This is a genomic window from Micromonospora yangpuensis (assembly GCF_900091615.1).
GTDB lineage: Bacteria > Actinomycetota > Actinomycetes > Mycobacteriales > Micromonosporaceae > Micromonospora > Micromonospora yangpuensis.
On the sequence record NZ_FMIA01000002.1, the window covers coordinates 2,347,396 to 2,361,835 of the forward strand.

The 14,440-nt window shown below is 72.8% G+C and carries 14 protein-coding genes; 12 read left to right on the forward strand and 2 right to left on the reverse strand.

The window, feature by feature from the left end:
- Positions 1–118: 118 nt before the first annotated feature.
- Positions 119–520, reverse strand: a complete 402-nt coding sequence (locus tag GA0070617_RS10775; RefSeq protein ID WP_091436043.1) for a pyridoxamine 5'-phosphate oxidase family protein — start codon at positions 518–520, stop codon at positions 119–121.
- 302 nt (positions 521–822) lie between these two features.
- Between GA0070617_RS10775 and GA0070617_RS10780 the strand changes: the two genes are divergently transcribed.
- From GA0070617_RS10780 to GA0070617_RS10835, 12 genes are all read left to right on the forward strand, one after another.
- Complete coding sequence (locus GA0070617_RS10780) at positions 823–1,509, forward strand: response regulator transcription factor (RefSeq protein WP_217628921.1); 687 nt, start codon at positions 823–825, stop codon at positions 1,507–1,509.
- Positions 1,510–1,698: 189 nt separating this feature from the next.
- Positions 1,699–3,441, forward strand: coding sequence for an acetyl/propionyl/methylcrotonyl-CoA carboxylase subunit alpha (locus GA0070617_RS10785; RefSeq protein WP_091436047.1), 1,743 nt, complete (start codon positions 1,699–1,701; stop codon positions 3,439–3,441).
- A 64-nt stretch (positions 3,442–3,505) separates the two neighbouring features.
- The gene (locus tag GA0070617_RS10790; RefSeq protein ID WP_091436050.1) at positions 3,506–3,835 is read left to right on the forward strand and encodes a TcmI family type II polyketide cyclase; all 330 of its coding nucleotides are present in this window, start codon (positions 3,506–3,508) and stop codon (positions 3,833–3,835) included.
- Entirely contained in the window at positions 3,832–5,103 is a 1,272-nt protein-coding gene (locus GA0070617_RS10795; RefSeq protein WP_091436053.1) for a beta-ketoacyl-[acyl-carrier-protein] synthase family protein, read from the forward strand. The genes GA0070617_RS10790 and GA0070617_RS10795 overlap by 4 nt, the downstream gene beginning before the upstream one ends.
- Complete coding sequence (locus GA0070617_RS10800; RefSeq protein ID WP_091436055.1) at positions 5,100–6,332, forward strand: ketosynthase chain-length factor; 1,233 nt, start codon at positions 5,100–5,102, stop codon at positions 6,330–6,332. The genes GA0070617_RS10795 and GA0070617_RS10800 overlap by 4 nt, the downstream gene beginning before the upstream one ends.
- Before the next feature lie 40 nt (positions 6,333–6,372).
- Positions 6,373–6,651 carry an acyl carrier protein gene (locus GA0070617_RS10805; protein WP_091436057.1) on the forward strand — a complete coding sequence of 93 codons (279 nt, stop codon included), beginning with the start codon at positions 6,373–6,375 and terminating at the stop codon, positions 6,649–6,651.
- Positions 6,652–6,679: 28 nt separating this feature from the next.
- Entirely contained in the window at positions 6,680–7,465 is a 786-nt protein-coding gene (locus tag GA0070617_RS10810; protein ID WP_091436059.1) for an SDR family NAD(P)-dependent oxidoreductase, read from the forward strand.
- A gap of 31 nt (positions 7,466–7,496) precedes the next feature.
- The gene (locus GA0070617_RS10815) at positions 7,497–8,444 is read left to right on the forward strand and encodes an aromatase/cyclase (RefSeq protein WP_091436061.1); all 948 of its coding nucleotides are present in this window, start codon (positions 7,497–7,499) and stop codon (positions 8,442–8,444) included.
- The gene (locus tag GA0070617_RS32180) at positions 8,441–10,087 is read left to right on the forward strand and encodes an FAD-dependent monooxygenase (RefSeq protein WP_091436063.1); all 1,647 of its coding nucleotides are present in this window, start codon (positions 8,441–8,443) and stop codon (positions 10,085–10,087) included. Before GA0070617_RS10815 ends, GA0070617_RS32180 begins: the two co-directional genes overlap by 4 nt.
- Positions 10,088–10,142: 55 nt before the next feature.
- Positions 10,143–11,687 (forward strand): FAD-dependent monooxygenase, encoded by a 1,545-nt coding sequence (locus GA0070617_RS10825; protein ID WP_091436065.1) that lies wholly within the window; start codon positions 10,143–10,145, stop codon positions 11,685–11,687.
- A 12-nt stretch (positions 11,688–11,699) separates the two neighbouring features.
- Positions 11,700–13,244: an acyl-CoA carboxylase subunit beta gene (locus tag GA0070617_RS10830; RefSeq protein ID WP_091446220.1), complete on the forward strand. Its 1,545-nt coding sequence runs from the start codon at positions 11,700–11,702 to the stop codon at positions 13,242–13,244.
- Positions 13,241–13,522, forward strand: a complete 282-nt coding sequence (locus tag GA0070617_RS10835; RefSeq protein WP_091436068.1) for an acyl-CoA carboxylase subunit epsilon — start codon at positions 13,241–13,243, stop codon at positions 13,520–13,522. Before GA0070617_RS10830 ends, GA0070617_RS10835 begins: the two co-directional genes overlap by 4 nt.
- 49 nt (positions 13,523–13,571) lie before the next feature.
- On the opposite strand, the gene GA0070617_RS10840 is transcribed toward GA0070617_RS10835, so the two are convergent.
- A complete protein-coding gene (locus GA0070617_RS10840) occupies positions 13,572–14,357 on the reverse strand; it encodes an alpha/beta fold hydrolase (protein ID WP_091436071.1) in 786 nt (261 codons plus the stop codon).
- Positions 14,358–14,440 lie beyond the last annotated feature (83 nt).

The following is a 14,440-nucleotide window of genomic DNA, read 5'->3' on the forward strand; positions in this document are numbered from 1 at the left end:
CCTTCCGGCTGGTGTTTTCCCAAAGTATTGCGACGGGTTGTCAGCGCGGTAAAGGGGTGGGGCTACAGGACTGTGACAAGTACGTCAGATCTTCTACAGGAGAGCCGGTCGCAGTGGTTCACACGTTCAGGCTGCGTACCCTTTCGACCGCAATCTCCAGCACCACCCGGCCGGGCGGATCCGGCGGCAGGACCCGGTACCGTCGGGCGTAGCGACGGACCGCCTCGCGGACCCGGGCGTCGTCGGCCGAGACGGTGGCCGGACCCTCGAGGGTGGCCCAGCGGAATCCGACGGTCTGGCAGAGCACCGCCCAGCCGCCGGGTCCGGCCGCGACGTTGCGGGCCTTGCGGGTGCTGGCCACGGTGAGCACCCGGGCCAGGCCGGCCCGGGGATCCCAGGTGAACCGCACCGGCACCACGTGCGGGCGGCCGTCCGGCCGCAGGGTGGTCACCGTGGCCAGGTGGTCCTCGGCCAGGAACGCCGTCACGGCGGGCGTCGACGACCGGTTGATCGGCTGCATCCTCGTGCTCCCTTCCGCGCCGGTCGCGACCGCCCAGGGCCCGCCGGCGACGTACCACTCGATCGCACCATTGTGGTGCCTCGGGTGCGGTACCGGACACTACGAACGTTCGTACAACAGACGAACGCCGAACCTGAAACAACCATTGAATCAGGTCTTCGGGCAGCGTCACGTCGGTACACTCGGGACGGTCGAATCCCATATTCCGCTCAATAGGACATCCTGGGGAACGCGTGAATGACAGATCGCACACTGCACTGGATTCCGGCGTCACGCTGAGCCCGCCGAGGTCGGTCACCGCGTTGCGGATCCTGGTGGTCGAGAACAACCTCCGTGACCTGGAGGCGCTCACCCGGGGCCTGCAACGGCACGGGCACGAGGTGCTCCAGGCGGGGACCGGCGGGGCGGCGTTGACCGCGTACCAGGACGCCGACCTCGTGCTGATCGACCTGGAGTTGACCGACCTGGACGGGCTGGAGGTCTGCCGGGCGATCCGGGGCGCCTGTGACATCCCGATCATCGCGGTGACCGCGCGGGGCACCGAGCTCGACCGGGTGCTCGGCCTGCAGGCCGGGGCCGACGACTACATGGTCAAGCCGTACGGGTTCCGCGAGCTGATGGCGCGCATCGAGGCGGTCATGCGCCGGGTCCGGCCGCAACGGACCAACGGCAACGTGCTGCTGCACGGGCCGCTGCGCATCGACGCCAGCTCCCGGGAGGTGAGCGTGCACGGCCGGCGGGTCGAGGTCACCCGCAAGGAGTTCGACCTGCTGTGCCTGCTCGCCTCGCACCCGGACACCGTCATCCCGCGCAAGCAGATCATGCACCAGGTGTGGGGCGACACCTGGTCGCGGCGGACCGTCGACACCCACGTCAGCAGCCTGCGCAACAAGCTGGGGTGCAGCAACTGGATCATCACCGTGCGCGGCGTCGGGTTCCGGCTCGGCACCGGTGAGGGTGCGGTCCGGCCGGCCACCTCCGACATCTGACCCGGATCTGACCGTCGGCTGACCCTCTCCCGCATGTCGCGTAACGGCTCTGCACAAACCTGACCGAAGCCTGAAACCCCATGTATTGAACGCTGATGGTGGTTACCCGAACCTTGGTTACAGGATTCGTGGTCGCACTTCGGAAATTGATTCGAGGTGTCACCGCCGGGCCAGTCAGGAGATCGGGTAGTGCGTAAAGTGCTCATCGCCAACCGCGGAGAGATCGCCGTCCGCATCGCCCGGGCGTGCCGGGACGCCGGCCTCGACAGCGTCGCCGTCTACGCCGAGCCGGACCGTACCGCCCCGCACGTCCGGGCCGCCGACGAGGCGTTCGCCCTCGGCGGCGACACCCCGGCCACGAGCTACCTCGACATCGCCCGGGTGCTGCGGGCCGCCGCCGAGTCCGGGGCGGACACCGTCCACCCCGGCTACGGCTTCCTCTCCGAGCAGGCCGACTTCGCCCAGGCCGTCCTGGACGCCGGTCTGATTTGGGTCGGCCCGTCCCCGGAGGCGATCCGCTGCCTGGGCAACAAGGCCACCGCCAGGTGCCTGGCCGCCCGCGCCGGACTGCCGCCGCCACCGGGCACCCTGGAGCCGGTGCGCGGCCCGGCGGACGTGCTGGACTTCGCCCGGCAACACGGCCTGCCGGTGGCCATCAAGGCCGTCCTCGGCGGCGGCGGTCGGGGCATCAAGGTCGCCCGGACCCTCGACGAGATCCCACACCGGTACGACTCGGCGGTGCGCGAGGCGGTGGCCGCCTTCGGCAGCGGCGAGTGCGTGGTCGAACTCTTCCTCGACCAGGCCCGGCACGTCGAGACCCAGTGTCTGGCCGACAGCCACGGCAACGTGGTGGTGGTCTCCACCCGCGACTGTTCGTTGCAACGTCGGCACCAGAAGCTGGTCGAGGAGGCACCGGCGCCGTTCCTCACCGACGACCAGGACCGCCGGCTGCGGGAGGCGTCCCGGGCGATCCTGCGCGACGCCGGCTACGTCGGCGCCGGCACCTGCGAGTTCCTGGTCACCGCCGACGGCGGGCTGCACTTCCTGGAGGTGAACACCCGGCTGCAGGTCGAGCACCCGGTCAGCGAGGAGGTGACCGGGATCGACCTGGTCCGCGAGCAGCTGCGGATCGCCGAGGGGCAGCCGCTGGGCTACCCGGACCCGCCGGTACGGGGGCACAGCATCGAGTTCCGGATCAACGCCGAGGACCCCGGCCGCGACTTCCTGCCCGCACCCGGCGTCGTGCGCGAGTTCCGGCCCCCGGCCGGCCCCGGGGTACGGCTGGACACCGGGATCGAGCCGGGTTCGGTGATCGGTCCGGCCTGGGACTCGCTGCTGGCCAAGCTGGTCGTCACCGGAACCACCCGGACCGAGGCGCTGCGCCGGGCCCGCCGGGCGCTTGCCGAGTTCACGGTGACCGGGGTGCCCACCACGATCGCCTTCCACCGGGCCGTGGTCGACGATCCGGACTTCGCCGGCGTGCCGATGCGGGTGCACACCCGGTGGATCGAGTCCGCCTTCGACAACCAGATCCCGGCGTACCCGGTCGATGCCGCCAACGACGAGGACGCCACCGACCGCGGCTGGGAGACCGTCGTGGTGGAGGTCGGTCGGCGGCGCGTCGAGATCGCCCTGCCGGCGGACCTCACGCCGCGCCGACCGGCGGGCGTCGCCACGGTACGCCGCCGGTCCGCGCCGGCGACGCGGGCCGTCTCCGGTGACGTGCTGGCCGCGCCCATGCAGGGCACCATCGTCACCGTCGCGGTCGCCGAGGGCCAGTGGGTCCAGGCGGGCGAGCTGGTCTTCGTCCTGGAGGCCATGAAGATGGAGCAACCCGTCACCGCACACAAGGCCGGCACCGTGACCGGCCTGGACGTGGCCCCGGGCCGGCAGGTCACCGCCGGCGCCGCGCTGTGCGAGATCAGAAGTTGACCCCCCACCACGCCAGCACGCCACCGCGCGCCCGTCGGGCCAGTCGACAGTGGAGGAAACACCGATGCACAGCACCCTGATCGTGGCGCGGATGGACCTCGCGGCCCGCCGTGACGTCGCCGCGCTCTTCGCCGAGTTCGACGCCGGGGACATGCCGCACCTGATGGGCACCCGTCGCCGGCAGCTCTTCGCCTACCGAGGGCTCTACTTCCACCTGCAGGACTTCGACGCCGACAACGGCGGTGAGCTGATCGAACAGGCCAAGACCGACAGGCGCTTCGTGCGGATCAGCGAGGACCTGAAACCGCACATCACCGCGTACGACCCGCAGACCTGGCGGTCCCCGGCGGACGCGATGGCCACCCGCTTCTACTCCTGGGAGGCGACGGCGTGACCGGCCGGCGGGCCGTCATCACCGGCGTCGAGGTCCTGGCCCCCGGTGGTACGGGAACCAAGAACTTCTGGAGCCTGCTGAGCGAGGGGCGCACGGCGACCCGGACGATCACCTTCTTCGACCCGACGCCGTTCCGCTCCCGGGTCGGCGCGGAGATCGACTTCGTCGCCGAGGAGCACGGCCTGGGCCCGCAGGAGGCCCGGCGGATGGACCGGGCCGCCCAGTTCGCGGTGGTCGCCGCCCGGGGCGCGGTGGCCGACAGCGGCATCGAGCTGGACGGGCTGGACCCGTACCGGATCGGGGTGACCGTGGGCAGCGCGGTGGGCGCGACCATGGGCCTGGACCAGGAGTACCGGATCGTCAGCGACGGCGGCCGGCTGCACCTGGTCGACCACGGGTACGCGGTGCCGCACCTCTACAACTACCTGGTGCCCAGCTCGTTCGCCGCCGAGGTGGCCTGGGCGGTCGGCGCGCAGGGCGCGTCCACTGTGGTCTCCACCGGCTGCACCTCGGGCATCGACGCGGTCGGCCACGCGGTGGAGCTGATCCGTGAGGGCAGCGCGGACGTGATGGTCGCCGGCGCGTCGGACGCGCCGATCTCGCCGATCACCGTGGCCTGCTTCGACGCCATCAAGGCCACCACCCCCCGGATCGACCACCCCGAGCAGGCCTCCCGCCCCTTCGACGCCACCCGCAACGGGTTCGTCCTCGGTGAGGGCGCCGCGATGTTCGTGATCGAGGAGCTGGGTCACGCGCAACGGCGCGGCGCGCACGTCTACGCCGAGATCGCCGGGTACGCCACCCGCAGCAACGCGTACCACATGACCGGTCTGCGGCCGGACGGGGCGGAGATGGCCGAGGCGATCCGGGTGGCGCTCGACGAGGCCCGGATGAACGGCGAGCAGATCGACTACATAAACGCCCACGGCAGCGGCACCAAGCAGAACGACAGGCACGAGACCGCGGCGTTCAAGCGCAGCCTGGGCGAGCACGCGTACCGGACCCCGGTCAGCTCGATCAAGTCGATGGTGGGGCACTCGCTCGGGGCGATCGGCTCCATCGAGATCGCCGCCTCGGTGCTGGCCATGGAGCACCACGTCGTACCGCCGACGGCCAACCTGCGTCAGCGCGACCCCGAGTGCGACCTGGACTACGTGCCGCTGACCGCCCGCGACCACCGCACCGACGCGGTGCTCACCGTGGGCAGCGGCTTCGGCGGTTTCCAGAGCGCCATGGTGCTCGCCCGACCCGGACGGGAGCAGCGATGACGACCTCGGTGGTGGTGACCGGACTCGGCGTGGTCTCGCCGAACGGTCTGGGTACCCGGGACTTCTGGTCGGCCACCCGGCACGGCCGGGGCGGCATCGGGCCGGTCACCCGCTTCGACCCGAGCGGCTACCCGGCCCGGCTGGCGGGGGAGATCACCGACTTCGTCGCCGCCGACCACCTGCCCAGCCGGCTGCTGCCGCAGACCGACCGGATGACACAGCTGGCGCTGGTCGCCGCGGACTGGGCGCTTGCCGACGCCGGTGTGGACCCCGCCGCGCTGCCCGCGTACAGCATGGGGGTGACCACCGCCAGCGCGCAGGGCGGCTTCGAGTTCGGCCAGCGCGAGCTGCGCAACCTGTGGAGCAAGGGCGGCCAGTACGTCAGCGCGTACCAGTCGTTCGCCTGGTTCTACGCGGTCAACAGCGGGCAGATCGCGATCCGCAACGGGATGAAGGGGCCCAGCGGGGTGGTCGTCAGCGACCAGGCAGGTGGCCTCGACGCGGTGGCCCAGGCCCGCCGGCAGATCCGCCGGGGCACCGACCTGATCGTCACCGGCGCGGTCGACGCCTCGATCTGCCCGTGGGGCTGGGTGGCCCAGCTGACCAGTGGTCGGCTCAGCACCAGCGACGACCCGACCAGCGCGTACCTGCCCTTCGACGCCCGCGCCCGGGGACACGTGCCGGGCGAGGGCGGTGCCCTGCTGATCCTGGAGTCGGCCGAGGCCGCCCAGCGTCGCGGTGCCAAGGTCTACGGCCAGATCGCCGGCTACGGCGCCACCTTCGACCCCCGGCCTGGCAGCGGTCGGGAACCGGGGCTGCGCAAGGCCATCGAGCTGGCGCTGGCCGACGCGGAGCTGTCCCCGGCCAACGTGGACGTGGTCTTCGCCGACGCCGCCGCCGTGGCCGACCTCGACCGGATCGAGGCCGAGGCGATCCGGGACGTCTTCGGCCCGTACGGGGTCCCGGTCACCGCACCGAAGACCATGACCGGACGGCTCTACTCCGGCGCCGGCCCGCTGGACCTGGCCAGTGCCCTGCTGGCCATGGCCGAGGGGCTGATCCCGGCCACCCTGCACTCGGACCCGGCCAGCGACTACGAGGTGGACCTGGTCGTCGAGCAGCCGCGGGCCGCCCAGGTCTGCACCGCCCTGGTGCTCGCCCGCGGCCACGGCGGCTTCAACTCGGCGCTGCTGCTGCGCTCCGGCTACCCGCACCACGCCACCCGGTGACGGCCCGCGCGCCGTACCCCCCGACGGAAGGTAGATCACCATGACCCCACGCCAGTTCACCTTCGCCGACCTGCGCCGCATCCTGATCGAGGGCGCCGGCGAGGCCGAGGGCGTCCAGCTCGGCCAGGACAAGGTCGACGTGACCTTCGCCGACCTCGGTTACGAGTCCCTGGCCATGTTGGAGACCGGCAGCCGGATCGAACGGGAGTTCGGCGTCACCCTGGACGACTCCGAGGTGATCGACGCGGCTACCCCGGGTGACCTCATCGCGGTCGTCAACGCCCACCTGGCCGTACCGACGGCCGGCACCTCCGCCTGACCACCCGCCCACCGACAGGAGTCGCACCATGTCACAGCACGCCCAGCGGGTCGCGGTCGTCACCGGGGCCACCAGCGGCATCGGGCTCGCCGCCGCCCGCCAGCTCGGCCGGCAGCACCACGCGGTCTTCATCGGCGCGCGGTCGGCCGAGAACGTCGCCTCCACCGTCAAGCAGCTCACCGAGGAGGGCCTGACGGTCGGCGGTGCGGCCGTCGACGTCCGCTCCACCGAGAGCGTCACCGACTTCGTCGCCGCCGCGGTCGAGCGGTTCGGCAGCGTGGACGTCCTGGTCAACAACGCCGGCCGCAGCGGCGGCGGGGTCACCGCCGAGATCGCCGAGGAGCTCTGGCTCGACGTGGTCGAGACCAACCTGAACAGCGTCTTCCGGGTCACCAAGGCGGTGCTCGGCACCGGCGGGATGCGGGAGCGCGGTTGGGGCCGGATCATCAACATCGCCTCCACCGCCGGCAAGCAGGGCGTGGTGCTCGGCGCGCCGTACTCGGCCTCCAAGCACGGCGTGGTCGGCTTCACCAAGGCGCTCGGAAACGAGCTGGCCCCCACCGGCATCACCGTCAACGCGGTCTGCCCCGGCTACGTCGAGACGCCGATGGCCCAGCGGGTCCGGCAGGGCTACGCCGCGGCGTACCAGACCACCGAGGACGCCATCCTGGAGAAGTTCCAGGCCAAGATCCCGCTCGGCCGGTACAGCACCCCCGAGGAGGTCGCCGGCCTGGTCGGCTACCTGGCCTCCGAGCCGGCCGCCTCCATCACCTCGCAGGCGCTCAACGTCTGCGGTGGCCTCGGCAACTTCTGACCCCACCCGCCGCACCGAGGGAGCCACCAGCATGTCGCAGCCCGGTCCGCGTACCGTCGAACACGAGATCGCCGTCTCCGCACCCGCCGAGGCGGTCTACCGCCTGATCGCCGAGGTGGTCAACTGGCCGCGGATCTTCCCGCCGACCATCCACGTCGACCGGTTGGAGCACACCGACCGCGAGGAGCGGATCCGGATCTGGGCCACCGCCAACGGCGCGCCCAAGAGCTGGACGTCCCGCCGCGTCCTCGACCCCGACAACCTGCGAATCTCCTTCCGCCAGGAGGTCTCCACCCCGCCGGTGGCGGCGATGGGCGGCACCTGGCTCATCGAACCGGTCGACGCGACCGCCTGCCGGGTCCGGCTGTTGCACGACTACCGGGCCGTCGACGACGATCCGGCCGGGCTGGCCTGGATCGACGAGGCGGTGGACCGCAACTCCCGCAGCGAACTGGCCGCGCTGAAGACCAACGTGGAGTTCGCCACCGCCGCCGAGGAGGCGACCTTCTCCTTCGAGGACACCGTGTCGGTGGCCGGCTCGGCCAAGGACGTCTACGACTTCATCAACGAGGCGCACCTCTGGTCGGAGCGGCTGCCGCACGTGGCCGAGGTCCGCCTCGACGAGGAGACCCCGGGCCTGCAGACCCTGGAGATGCAGACCCGGGCCAAGGACGGCTCGACCCACCTGACCAAGTCGTACCGGGTGACCTTCCCGCACCACCGGATCGCGTACAAGCAGTTCACCCTGCCCCCGTTGATGAGCCTGCACACCGGGATCTGGACGTTCGCCGAGACCGACGAGGGCGTCGCGGCCACCTCGCAGCACACCGTCGTGATCAACGCGGCGAACATCGCCCGGATCCTCGGGCCGCAGGCCACCCTCGCCGACGCCCGTCGCTACGTCCAGGACGCGTTGAGCACCAACAGCCGGGCGACCCTCGGGTACGCCCGGGACCACGCCGAGCGCAACCGGCCGTGACCGGGCACCCGCTCGACGCCCGGGTCGTCGTCGTCGGCGCCGGTCCGGTCGGGCTGACCGTCGCCACCGAGCTGGGCCTCGGTGGGGTCGAGGTGACCGTGCTGGAGCAGCGCGAGCAGCCCAGCACGGAATCCCGCGCCTCCACCGTGCACAGCCGGACCATGGAGCTGCTGGACAGCCGGGGACTCCTGGCGGAGCTGGGCGACGTCCCGAACGATCGACGCGGGCACTTCGGCGGGATCGGTCTGGAGCTGACCCTGCCCGGCCGCTACCCGGGGCTGTGGAAGATCCCGCAGCAGCGGATCGAGGCGCTGCTGGCACGGCGGGCCGACGCGCTCGGCGTCCAGCTGCGGCGCGGCTGGCAGCTGGTGGACCTGGTCGAGGAGGCCGACCACCTGACGGTGCTGGCCCGCACCCCGCACGGCACCCGACGGCTGCGGTGCGGGTACCTGGTGGCCTGCGACGGCGAGCAGAGCACGGTGCGGACCCTGACCGCTGTCGACTTCCCGGGCCGGCCGGCCCGCCGGGAGTTGCTGCGCGCCGACGTGGCCGGGGTCCAGATCCGCAACCGGCGGTTCGAACGGCTGCCGCAGGGCCTGGCCATCGCGGCGCGCAACGCCGACGGCACCACCCGGGTGATGGTGCACGAGTTCGGCGCCCGGGTCACCCCGTCGGGCACCGGGCCGGCCTCGGACAGCGGGCCGGCCTTGGGCGGCGAACCGACCTTCGCCCGGGTGGTCGACGCCTGGAAGCGGGTCACCGGCGAGGATCTCAGCGGCGTTACCCCGCTCTGGGTGAACGCCTTCGGCGACGCCAACCGGCAGCTCACCCGGTACCGGCACGGTCGGGTGTTCTTCGCCGGCGACGCCGCCCACCAGCAGATGCCGGCCGGCGGGCAGGCGATGAACCTGGGCATCCAGGACGCGATGAACCTGGGCTGGAAGCTGGCCCGCCACCTCGGCCCGCTACCACCGGTGGGGCTGCTGGACACCTACCACACCGAACGGCACGCGGTGGGGGCCCGGGTGCTGGCCAACATCGGCGCGCAGGCGTCGCTGCTGCTCGGCGACGCCGACGTGGAGCCGATGCGGGAACTGCTGACCGGGCTGCTGGGCGTGGAGGAGAACCGGCTCCGGCTCGCCGGCACGATCAGCGGCCTGGACATCCGGTACGACGTCGACGGCGGCGACCATCCGCTGGCCGGGGCCCGGCTACCGGAGCTCGCGCTCACCGCCGCGTCCCCGGATCCGGCCGGTCCCGACGGTCCGGCCGGTCCGGGTGGTCCGGTCGGCACCGCCGTGACCAGTACCGTCCTGCTCCGCTCCGGCCGGGGGCTCTTCGTCGACCTGACCGGCGGGCCCGGCGAGCGGGCCGGCCGGCTCTGCGCGCCGTGGGCCGACCGGGTCACCGTCGCGGTCGCGGACCCGGCACCGGGCGGGCCGCTGGATGCGGTGGCCGCGGCCCTGGTCCGCCCGGACGGCTACGTCGCCTGGGTCGGCTCCGACGACCCCGGCGCCCGGTTCGGCTCCGACGACCCCGGCACCCGGTTCGGCTCCGACGACCCCGGCACCCGGTTCGGCTCCGACGACCCCGGCGCCCGGGGCGCCCTCGAACGGTGGTTCGGCCCGCCGGGCCGGATCTGATTCCCCGCACCCGAAGAGCTTGACCAGCCAGTACCCCGAAGACAGGAGGAACGTCGTGGACACGGACGTGATCGTGGTGGGGGCCGGGCCGACCGGCCTGATGCTCGCCGGTGAACTGCGCCTGGGCGGCGCCCGGGTGACCGTGGTGGAGAGTCTGACCGAGCCCACCGGGCAGTCCCGCGGCCTCGGCTTCACCGCCCGCACCATGGAGACCCTGGACCAGCGGGGCCTGCTACCGCGCTTCGGCACGGTGGAGACCAGCCCGATGGGCCACTTCGGTGGCGTGCAGTTCGACTACTCGGTGCTGCCCGACGCCCACTTCGGGGCCCGGGGACTGCTCCAGTCGCAGATCGAGGACGTGCTGGAGAAGTGGGCCGTCGAGCAGGGCGCCGAGCTGCGCCGGGGCTGGGAGCTGCGCGGGCTCACCGACGGTCCGGAGGGCGTGGAGATCACCGCGCAGACCCCGGAGGGCCCCCGGAGTCTGCGGGCGCGGTACCTGGTCGGTTGCGACGGCGGGCACAGCACCGTACGCAAGCTGGGTGGCTTCGACTTCCCCGGCATCCCGGCGAGCCGGGGCATGTACCTGGCCGACGTGTACGGCTGCGAGCTGCGCCCCCGGTTCCTGGGGGAGAAGCTGCCCAACGGCATGGTGATGGCCGCGCCGCTCGGCGAGGGGGTGTTCCGGATCATCGTGTGTGAGCACGGCACCCCCGCCAGCGACGGGTCCCGGTCGGTCAGTTTCGCCGAGGTGGCCGACGCCTGGCAGCGGATCACCGGCGAGTCGATCCACGGCGGCGGCGCCCACTGGGTCAGCTCCTTCACCGACGCCGCCCGGCAGGTCGGCCAGTACCAGCGGGGTCGGGTGCTGCTCGCCGGCGACGCCGCCCACATCCACCTGCCGGCGGCCGGCCAGGGGCTCAGCGCCGGCATCCAGGACGCGGCCAACCTCGGTTGGAAGCTCGCCGCCGTGGTCCGGGGCTGGGCGCCGGAGGGCCTGCTGGAGACGTACCACGCCGAGCGGCACCCGGCCGGGGCCCGGCTGCTGATGAACTCCCGGGCCCAGGGCACGGTCTTCCTCGGCGGCGCCGAGGCCGACCCGCTGCGGCTGCTCTTCACCGAGCTGATCGGCGGGTACGACGTGGTCAAGCAGCACCTGGCCGGCATGGTCAGCGGGCTGGACATCCGCTACGACCTGCCTGACGCCGACCACCCGCTGGTGGGCCGCCGGCTGCCGCCCCGGGAGCTGACCGGGCCGGCCGGGTCGGTCCGTACCCCGGAACTGCTGCACTCGGGTGGCGGTGTCCTGCTCGATCTCACCGACGACGCCGGGCTGCGTTCGGCCGCCGCCGGCTGGACCGATCGGGTCGTGGTCACCGTCGCCGCCGGCCCGCGCCCGGACGACCTCTCGTCGGTGCCGGCCGTGCTGGTCCGCCCGGACGGGTACGTGGCCTGGGTGGGCGACGACGCCGACGGCCTGCGGACGGCGTTGCGCCGCTGGTTCGGCGCACCCGTGACCGCGCAGGAGTCCGAGCCGACCGAGACGGCTGGGGCGGCCGGTTCGCCGGTGGCTGCCGGGTCGTCCGCCGCTGGACGGCGGTGAACCGCGTTGCCGATCAGGAACCGGCTGGCCGAGCTGGCGGAGCTGCGCGAACACGTCCGCCAGGGGCCCGATCCGGAAGCGACCCGGCGCCAGCACGCCAAGGGGAAACTGACCGCCCGGGAGCGGATCGGGCTGCTGCTCGACCCGGACTCGTTCGTCGAGGTGGAGCCGCTGCGCCGGCACCGGGCGACCGGGTTCGGGCTGGAGCACCGCCGGCCGCACACCGACGGGGTGGTCACCGGCTGGGGCACCGTGCACGGCCGGATGGTCTTCGTCTACGCCCACGACTTCCGGATCTTCGGTGGGGCGCTCGGTGAGGCGCACGCCGAGAAGATCCACAAGATCATGGACATGGCGATCACCGCGGGGGCCCCGCTGGTCTCGCTCAACGACGGGGCGGGCGCCCGGATCCAGGAGGGGGTCAGCGCGCTCGCCGGCTACGGCGGGATCTTCCAACGCAACACCCGGGCCTCCGGGGTGATCCCCCAGATCAGCGTGATGCTCGGCCCGTGTGCCGGGGGCGCGGCGTACTCGCCCGCGTTGACCGACTTCGTGTTCATGGTCCGGCAGACCTCGCAGATGTTCATCACCGGCCCGGACGTCGTGCAGGCGGTGACCGGCGCCCAGGTCACCCAGGACAGTCTGGGCGGGGCCGACGTGCACGGCGAGCGTTCCGGTGTCGCCCACTTCGTCCACGACGACGAGGAGAGTTGCCTGGCCGACGTGCGGTACCTGCTCTCCCTGCTGCCGGCGAACAACCGGGAGCTGCCCCCGGTGGAGGCCACCCAGGACCCGGCCGACCGGTCCTGCGCGGCGCTGGACGAGATCGTGCCCACCGACGGCAGCCGCCCGTACGACATGCGGGCGGTGCTGGCGGAGATCGCCGACGACGGGCAGTTCATGGAGGTCCACGAGCGGTGGGCGACGAACGTCATCGTCGCCCTGACCCGGCTGGACGGGCAGGTGGTCGGGGTGGTGGCCAGCCAACCGATGTCGCTGGCCGGGGTGCTGGACATCGCCGCCAGCGAGAAGGCCGCCCGGTTCGTGCAGCTCTGCGACGCCTTCAACATCCCCCTGGTGACCCTGCTGGACGTGCCCGGCTTCCTGCCCGGGGTCGACCAGGAGCACGGCGGCATCATCCGGCACGGCGCGAAGCTGCTCTACGCCTACTGCACCGCCTCGGTGCCCCGGATCTCGGTGGTGCTGCGCAAGGCGTACGGCGGGGCGTACATCGTGATGGACTCCCGCAGCGTCGGGGCGGACCTGGCGTTCGCCTGGCCGACCAACGAGATCGCCGTGATGGGGGCGCAGGGCGCGGCCAACGTGATCTTCCGGCGGGAGATCGCCGCGGCGGAGGACCCGGCGGCCGTCCGGGCGCAGCTGGTCAAGCAGTACGAGGAGGAGCTGATGCATCCGTACTACGCCGCGGAGCGGGGTCTGGTCGACGACGTGATCGCGCCGGCCGAGACCCGGCAGGTGCTGGTCCGGTCGCTGCGGATGCTGCGGGCCAAGCACGTAGACCTGCCGGTGCGCAAGCACGGCAACCCGCCGCAGTGACCGCGCCGACCACCGTGGCCGCCGTGGCGGCGCGGACCACCGTGGCCGCGCCGACCGGCCCGCGGGCGGCGTGCACCCGGCTGAGGGTCCTGCGCGGCGAGCCGACCGACGACGAGGTCACGGCGCTCACCGCCGTCCTGCTCGTGCGGGCCGCCGCCCGGGACCGGGCCGAGGTCGAGGGGCGGGTGGCCGGCGAGGACCGGGCCGGTGCCGGCGGTCGGCGGGCGGGGTGGGGTCGGCCGGCCGCCGGCTACCGGTCGCCGGCGAGCTGGCGGTGACCGCGACGGCGAGGTGGTCCACGTCGGCCCGCGACAGCCGCACGACGGGTCAGTCGGTCAGCTCCAGATGCCGCTCGATCATCGCCTCGACCTGCGCGGGCACCTCGAGCTGGACGAAGTGCCCGGAGCCGACGGTCTGCCCGATGTCGGCAGGCGGTGCCAGCTCGGCCAGCCGCGCGTAGTCGGCGAACGGGGCGTTGCTGCCGATATAGAGCAGTGGACGGTCCCACCGGCGCAGGTCCGCCGCGTCGGTGTCGTCGGCGAGGTACGCGGCGAGTCCGGCGATCGGCGCGTACCCGACCTCGGTGGAAGGTCGGGCCATCGCGGCCACCACCTGCTCCACCAGCCGCGGGTCGGAGCGGGGCCGGAAGTACGACCGGACGATCGACTCCCGTACCGTGCCGGCGGTGTCGTCCCGCAGTGACCGGGCCAACTCGGCGGCCGCGGCGGCGGCACCGGGTGCCCCGGCCACCGCCGAGTCCAGCAGGCCCAGGCCGGTGAAGCGGTCCCGGTCACCGGCCGCGGCGGCCAGCGACCAGACCCCGCCCAGGCTGTGCCCGATCACCACGACCTGCCGCAGGTCGAGCGCGCCGACGAAGGCGCGCAGCCGGGCGGCCAACTGCTCGACGCCGTAGCCGTCGGTAGGTGGTGGACTCGCGCCGTGGCCCGGCATGTCGACGGCGACCACCCGGGTGTGCCGGTCGGCGAGCCGGCGGGCGATCGGCTCCATGAACTCGTGGTCGCAGCACCAGCCGTGGACCAGCAGGATGGTGTCGCGGCGGCCGTGCCCGTAGGTCCAGTAGCGCAGTCCGGCGGCGGTGTGCCCGGTCGACATGGGGGCCTCCTCGGCGGTGGGGTGTCGTTCCACTGGAAGCGCGGTCTCCACCGGTGGTCATAGCGTACGCTAATTTCATGGTC